At 65.1% G+C, this 5,523-nt stretch carries 10 protein-coding genes; 9 read left to right on the plus strand and 1 reads right to left on the minus strand.

Annotated features, from left to right (window positions below; genetic code table 11):
* Nucleotides 1-2: 2 nt before the first annotated feature.
* The 8 genes from hisF (at nt 3) to tatC (ending at nt 4,006) form a co-directional block, all read left to right on the plus strand.
* Entirely contained in the window at nt 3-767 is a 765-nt protein-coding gene (hisF, locus tag H0W38_RS15655) for an imidazole glycerol phosphate synthase subunit HisF (protein ID WP_292455729.1), read from the plus strand.
* 66 nt (nt 768-833) lie between these two features.
* Complete coding sequence (hisI, locus tag H0W38_RS15660) at nt 834-1,232, plus strand: phosphoribosyl-AMP cyclohydrolase (RefSeq protein ID WP_292455731.1); 399 nt, start codon at nt 834-836, stop codon at nt 1,230-1,232.
* Nucleotides 1,229-1,612, plus strand: a complete 384-nt coding sequence (locus H0W38_RS15665) for a phosphoribosyl-ATP diphosphatase (RefSeq protein WP_292455734.1) — start codon at nt 1,229-1,231, stop codon at nt 1,610-1,612. Before hisI ends, H0W38_RS15665 begins: the two co-directional genes overlap by 4 nt.
* The gene (locus H0W38_RS15670) at nt 1,609-1,983 is read left to right on the plus strand and encodes a hypothetical protein (protein ID WP_292455737.1); all 375 of its coding nucleotides are present in this window, start codon (nt 1,609-1,611) and stop codon (nt 1,981-1,983) included. The genes H0W38_RS15665 and H0W38_RS15670 overlap by 4 nt, the downstream gene beginning before the upstream one ends.
* 2 nt (nt 1,984-1,985) lie before the next feature.
* Nucleotides 1,986-2,336 (plus strand): histidine triad nucleotide-binding protein, encoded by a 351-nt coding sequence (locus tag H0W38_RS15675; RefSeq protein ID WP_292455739.1) that lies wholly within the window; start codon nt 1,986-1,988, stop codon nt 2,334-2,336.
* A 116-nt stretch (nt 2,337-2,452) separates the two neighbouring features.
* Nucleotides 2,453-2,692, plus strand: coding sequence for a Sec-independent protein translocase subunit TatA (tatA, locus tag H0W38_RS15680; protein ID WP_292455741.1), 240 nt, complete (start codon nt 2,453-2,455; stop codon nt 2,690-2,692).
* Nucleotides 2,693-2,712: 20 nt separating this feature from the next.
* On the plus strand, nt 2,713-3,210 hold the full coding sequence (gene tatB, locus H0W38_RS15685; protein ID WP_292455744.1) for a Sec-independent protein translocase protein TatB: 498 nt from the start codon (nt 2,713-2,715) through the stop codon (nt 3,208-3,210).
* Nucleotides 3,211-3,214: 4 nt separating this feature from the next.
* Nucleotides 3,215-4,006: a twin-arginine translocase subunit TatC gene (gene tatC / locus H0W38_RS15690; protein ID WP_292455747.1), complete on the plus strand. Its 792-nt coding sequence runs from the start codon at nt 3,215-3,217 to the stop codon at nt 4,004-4,006.
* A 23-nt stretch (nt 4,007-4,029) separates the two neighbouring features.
* Here tatC and H0W38_RS15695 read toward each other — a convergent pair whose 3' ends face one another.
* A complete protein-coding gene (locus tag H0W38_RS15695) occupies nt 4,030-5,184 on the minus strand; it encodes a trypsin-like peptidase domain-containing protein (protein ID WP_292455749.1) in 1,155 nt (384 codons plus the stop codon).
* Between H0W38_RS15695 and H0W38_RS15700 the strand changes: the two genes are divergently transcribed.
* Nucleotides 5,183-5,523: Nif3-like dinuclear metal center hexameric protein (locus H0W38_RS15700; RefSeq protein WP_292455752.1), on the plus strand; the 341-nt coding region annotated here is incomplete at its 3' end. The genes H0W38_RS15695 and H0W38_RS15700 overlap by 2 nt on opposite strands.

Consider the following 5,523-nt stretch of genomic DNA (forward strand, 5'->3'; position numbering starts at 1 on the left):
GAATCATTCCCTGCCTGGACGTGGCGGGCGGCAGGGTCGTCAAAGGCGTCAACTTCGTCGAACTGCGCGACGCCGGCGACCCTGTGGAGATTGCCGCGCGCTACAACGAGCAGGGCGCCGACGAGCTGACCTTCCTCGACATCACCGCCACCTCGGACGGTCGCGACCTGATCCTGCCGATTATCGAAGCGGTGGCCTCGCAGGTCTTCATCCCGCTCACCGTGGGTGGCGGCGTGCGCACGGTGGAAGACGTGCGCCGCCTGCTCAACGCCGGTGCCGACAAGGTCAGTTTCAATTCCGCTGCAGTCGCCAACCCGCAGGTGATCCGCGAGGCGTCCGACAAGTACGGCGCACAGTGCATCGTCGTTGCCATCGACGCCAAGCAGCGTTCGGCCGAGGACGCCGCCGAGCGCGGCGAGGGCTGGGACGTCTACACCCACGGCGGGCGCAATAACACCGGCCTTGACGCGGTCGTCTGGGCGCGGAAGATGGCGGAATACGGCTGCGGCGAAATCCTTCTGACCAGCATGGACCGCGACGGCACGCAGATCGGATTCAATTTGGCCCTCACCCGCGCAGTCAGCGATGCGGTGCCGGTGCCCGTGATCGCCTCGGGCGGCGTTGGCGCGCTTGAGCATCTGGCCGAGGGCATCACGATCGGCGGCGCCGACGCGGTGCTGGCGGCAAGCATCTTTCACTACGGCACGTTCACCGTCGGCCAGGCCAAGGCGCTGCTTGCCTCGCGCGGCATCCCGGTTCGTCTGTAGCCGCACGCGTCCCGCTGCCCTGCGGTCGGACACCGCCGTTCTGCCCCCGTTGCTACACTGGTTTGCATGAGCTGGCTCGACGAAATCAGGTGGGACAAGGACGGTCTCTTGCCGGTCATCGCGCAGGAAAGCCGGACCGCAGACGTGCTCATGTTCGCCTGGATGAACCGCGAGGCGCTGCAGCGCACTGCCGACATCGGCCAGGCGGTCTACTGGAGCCGCTCGCGCGGGCGCCTGTGGCACAAGGGCGAGGAATCCGGCCACTGGCAGAAAGTGATCGACATGCGCCTTGACTGCGACAACGACGTGCTGCTGCTCGAGGTCGAGCAACTCGGCCGCCCGGCGGGTGATCCGTCCATCGCCTGCCACACCGGCCGTCACAGCTGCTTCTTCCAGCGCTACGAGGCGGGCGCCTGGCATGCCGTGCTGCCGGTGCTCGAGGACCCGGAGCGCATCTACAAATGAACGCTCCTTTCGACGACGCGAAGACGATGTCGGCCCCGTCGCAGGACGTGCTCGCTCGTCTGGCGGCGGTCATCGAGTCACGCCGCACCGGCGACCCCGACGCGAGCTACGTGGCGCGCCTTTTCCACAAAGGGACCGACGCGATCCTCAAAAAGGTGGGCGAAGAGGCCACCGAGCTGGTCATGGCCGGCAAGGATGGCGACCCCCAGAAGATCGTGGCTGAAACCGCCGACCTGTGGTTTCACGCCATGGTGGCGTTGGCCCACTTCGGCCTGACGCCGGCGCAGGTGCTGGCGGAGCTCGAGCGACGGGAAGGCCTTTCGGGGCTTGAAGAATTTGCACTGCGCAAGGCGCAACACCGAGAGGCCAGGGAAGCATGAATACCGTGATCGATCCCGAGCGTGAACGCTCGCTCAAGACCATCGGCATCATCAGCTACCTGCTGCACTTGGTGGTTGCGGTGGGCGCGGTGATTCCGAGTTTTCAGCCGGGCATTGCGCTGCTCATCATCGCCTTCATCCTCGATGTGGTGAAAAAGGACGACGCTGCCGGCACCTGGCAGGCCTCGCACTTCAAGTGGCGCATCCGCTCCGTGCTGTGGGCCGGCGCGCTTTACGTCATCACGATCCCGCTGTGGCTCCTGTTCGTGCTGCCTGGCTGGATCGCGTGGTGCGTGATCTCGATCTGGTTCCTCTACCGCATCGTTCGCGGCGGCATGAACCTCAATGCCAACCGGCCGATGCCCGACTGACCATGAGCCAGCAAGACCCCCACTGCATCTTCTGCAAGATCGTCGAAGGGCAGATTCCATCCAGGAAGGCCTTTGAAGACGAGCACCTGCTCGCCTTCCACGACATCAACCCCTGGGCCCCGGTGCATGTGCTGATCATCCCCAAGCGGCACATCGCCATGCTCTCCGAAGTCGGCCCCGAGCATCAGGAGCTGATGGGCCGCATGCTGGTGCTCGCACCGAAATTAATGCGCGAGCTCGGCGTGAGCAACGGCTTTCGCACGCTGATCAACACCGGTCAGGACGGGCTGCAGGAGGTCTATCACCTGCACATGCACGTCATCGGGGGCCCGCGACCCTGGCTGAAGGGGTAAGCCCGCGATTGCTGCCGCTTTCGGCGCATTGAACCGCAAGCCCCGGACACGGGTCTGACACCCTCGCTGGCCTAGAATCGCATGCTGCGCATCCACTGCGTCATCAGGAGAACATCATGGGAACATTCAGCATCTGGCATTGGCTGATCGTGCTCGTCATCGTCGTGCTGATCTTCGGAACCAAGAAGCTCAAGAACATGGGCAGCGATCTCGGTGGCGCGGTCAAGGGCTTCAAGGACGGCGTGCGTGACGGCTCGACCCCGAACGACGACGCATCGGCGCCGACCCAGCAGGTCACAGCCAACAAGAACGCGGACGCCAACACGGTGGACGTCGAGGCCAAGCACAAGCGCTGAGCGATCCGGGCACCCCTCGCATGATCGACTTCGGTTTCGACAAGATTGCGCTGATCGGCGCCGTCGCGCTGATCGTCATCGGGCCCGAGAAGCTGCCGCGCGTGGCACGCACCGTTGGCCACCTGATGGGCAAGGCGCAGCGTTACGTTTCGGATGTCAAGGCCGAGGTCAATCGCTCGATCGAGCTCGAAGAATTGAAGAAGATGAAGACGCAGTTCGAGGACGCTGCGCGCGATGTCGAGCAGGGCGTCTCGAGCGAGGTCAAGCAGGCGAGCAGCGAGATGAATGAGGCCTGGGCAGAGTTGCAATCGTCCTCCGGCGGCGGGGGGGGCGACTCTTCCCCTTACACCAGCGACGCCTTGAGCGAGCCGCCCCTCGACTACCGTCCGAACAAGAAGAACTGGCGCGTCAAGCGCGCCGCAGTGCCGCAGTGGTACCGCCAGCGCCACGGTGTGCGCGCCAAGGCGCAATCTGGTGCTGCGCGAGTGGCGCGCTTCCGCCCGCCGCGCGTGCTGTAGTCCCGTGAGCGACCCCGAAAAGCGCGACGAGCTCGAAGGCAGCGAGCAGCCTTTCGTCGCCCATCTCATCGAGCTGCGCGACCGGCTGATCCGCGCCACGCTCGCCATTGCCGTAGGCTTCGGCATTTTCGCTTTGTGGCCCGGCCCGTCGGCGCTCTACGACCTGCTCGCCGCCCCGCTGGTGGCTCAATTGCCGGCCGGCGCCACGCTGATAGCCACCAACGTGATCTCCCCGTTCATGGTGCCGCTGAAGATCACGCTCATGGCCGGCTTCATGCTCGCGCTGCCGGTCGTGCTTTACCAGGTATGGGCCTTCGTCGCGCCGGGCCTGTACACCCACGAGAAGAGACTGGTGATGCCTTTGGTGATCTCAAGCACCTTGCTGTTCCTGATCGGCGTGGCGTTCTGCTATTTCTTTGTTTTCGGCCAAGTCTTCAAGTTCATTCAGAGCTTTGCGCCGAAAAGCATCACGGCGGCACCTGACATCGAGGCGTACTTGAGTTTCGTGCTGTCCATGTTCATCGCCTTCGGCGCGGCCTTCGAGGTGCCGGTCGTGGTGGTGCTGCTGGTGCGCATGGGCATGGTCTCGATCGAGAAGCTCAAGGCGTTTCGCGGTTATTTCATCGTGATCGCCTTCATCATCGCGGCGATCGTCACGCCGCCCGATGTGATTTCGCAGCTCGCGTTGGCCATCCCGATGGTCATCCTCTATGAAATCGGCATTCACATGGCGGGCTTGTTCGTCAAGCACACGCAACCGCCGCCCGAGGCGGCGGTCGAAGACCGTACAGCCTGAGCGGCTGCGGTTTCACCCTTGGGTCATTGGCGGGGTGGGCCCACCCGGGGCCGCTGCGCGACGGTCACTGTCACCTCGATCGCGCTGTCGCCGCGCTGCACGCCGAGCAGCGCCCGTGAACGCGGCTTGAGCGAAGCGACGGCATTGAGCAATTGCGCCGTGTTCGCGACCGGCTTGCGGGCGACCTGCGTGACCACGTCGCCGGGGCGCAGGCCACCCTCGCTCGCCGGCCCGCCCTGCAGCACGCCGGTGATCAGCACACCCTGCGACACCGCGAGGTTGAAGGTTTCGGCCATCTCGGGCGTCAGATCCCGCGGCTCCACGCCGATCCAGCCCCGCGTGACCTGACCGTCGCGGACCAGACTGTCGAGCACCTGCCTGGCCGTGGACACCGGAATGGCGAAACCGATGCCCAGATTGCCGCCGCTCCTCGAATAGATGGCGGTGTTGATGCCCATGAGATTGCCGGTGGCATCGACCAGCGCGCCGCCCGAATTGCCCGGGTTGATGGCGGCGTCGGTCTGGATGAAGTTTTCGAAGGTGTTGATGCCGAGCTGGTTGCGGCCCAAGGCGCTGACGATGCCGGACGTGACCGTCTGGCCCACGCCGAACGGGTTGCCGATGGCCAGCACCACGTCGCCGACCTGCAGCGCGTCGGAGTCGCCGAAGGCCACCGCCGGCAGCTTGTCGAGATCGATGCGCAGCACGGCGATATCGCTTTCGGGATCGGTGCCGATCACTTCGGCACGGCTTCGCCGGCCGTCCGAGAGCACGACCTCGATGTCGTCCATGCTATCGACCACATGGTTGTTGGTCAGCACGTAGCCATCGGTCGAGACGATCACGCCCGAGCCGACGCCGCTTTGCGCGGGCGACTGCGGGTCGCCGAAGAAATAGCGAAACCAGGGATCGGCGCCCTGCGGCCCGTCGATCGCCGACGCCTTGCTGGTGATCACGCTGACCACGGCCGGAGCGGCACGTTTGGCCGCCCCGGCATAGCTGCCGAAGGCGCCGCCCGGTCCCAGCGCCGTCGGCTCCAGCGCAGGCGCCATGTTCGTCGTCACGGAGGTCGGTGGCGCGGGGCTTTGCAGCCACTGCGGTTTGAGCGTCGTCACGACAAACAGCACTGCCAGCGCGACCGTGACCGCTTGGGAGAAAATCAGCCAGGATCTGTGCATGGGAGACGACGTGACAACCCGAGATGAGCTCGACAGCTACCTTGCCACGCTGCTCGAAGTGGATCGGTTCAAGGATTATGGGCCGAACGGTCTGCAGGTCGAGGGTAAACCGCAGGTCAGGAAACTGGTCAGCGGGGTGACAGCCAGCCTGGCCTTCATCGAGGCGGCGGCAGCCGCCGGGGCCGACGCCGTGCTGGTTCACCATGGTCTTTTCTGGCGCAATCAGGACGGCCGGGTGACCGGCTGGCTGAAGCGGCGCATCGCCACGCTGCTGCAGCACGACCTCAGTCTCTTCGCCTACCACCTTCCGCTTGACGCGCATCCTGAGCACGGCAACAA

Source organism: Methylibium sp. (genome assembly GCF_013817365.1).
Classification (GTDB): Bacteria; Pseudomonadota; Gammaproteobacteria; order Burkholderiales; family Burkholderiaceae_C; genus Methylibium.

Excerpts from the sequence above, each read along its gene's own strand:
- H0W38_RS15665 (WP_292455734.1), top strand. The coding sequence starts at position 1,229 with ATGAACGCTCCTTTCGACGACGCGAAGACGATGTCGGCCCCGTCGCAG.
- tatA (WP_292455741.1), top strand. The coding sequence starts at position 2,453 with ATGGGAACATTCAGCATCTGGCATTGGCTGATCGTGCTCGTCATCGTC.
- H0W38_RS15695 (WP_292455749.1), bottom strand. The coding sequence starts at position 5,184 with ATGCACAGATCCTGGCTGATTTTCTCCCAAGCGGTCACGGTCGCGCTG.
- H0W38_RS15675 (WP_292455739.1), top strand. The coding sequence starts at position 1,986 with ATGAGCCAGCAAGACCCCCACTGCATCTTCTGCAAGATCGTCGAAGGG.
- tatB (WP_292455744.1), top strand. The coding sequence starts at position 2,713 with ATGATCGACTTCGGTTTCGACAAGATTGCGCTGATCGGCGCCGTCGCG.
- hisI (WP_292455731.1), top strand. The coding sequence starts at position 834 with ATGAGCTGGCTCGACGAAATCAGGTGGGACAAGGACGGTCTCTTGCCG.
- H0W38_RS15670 (WP_292455737.1), top strand. The coding sequence starts at position 1,609 with ATGAATACCGTGATCGATCCCGAGCGTGAACGCTCGCTCAAGACCATC.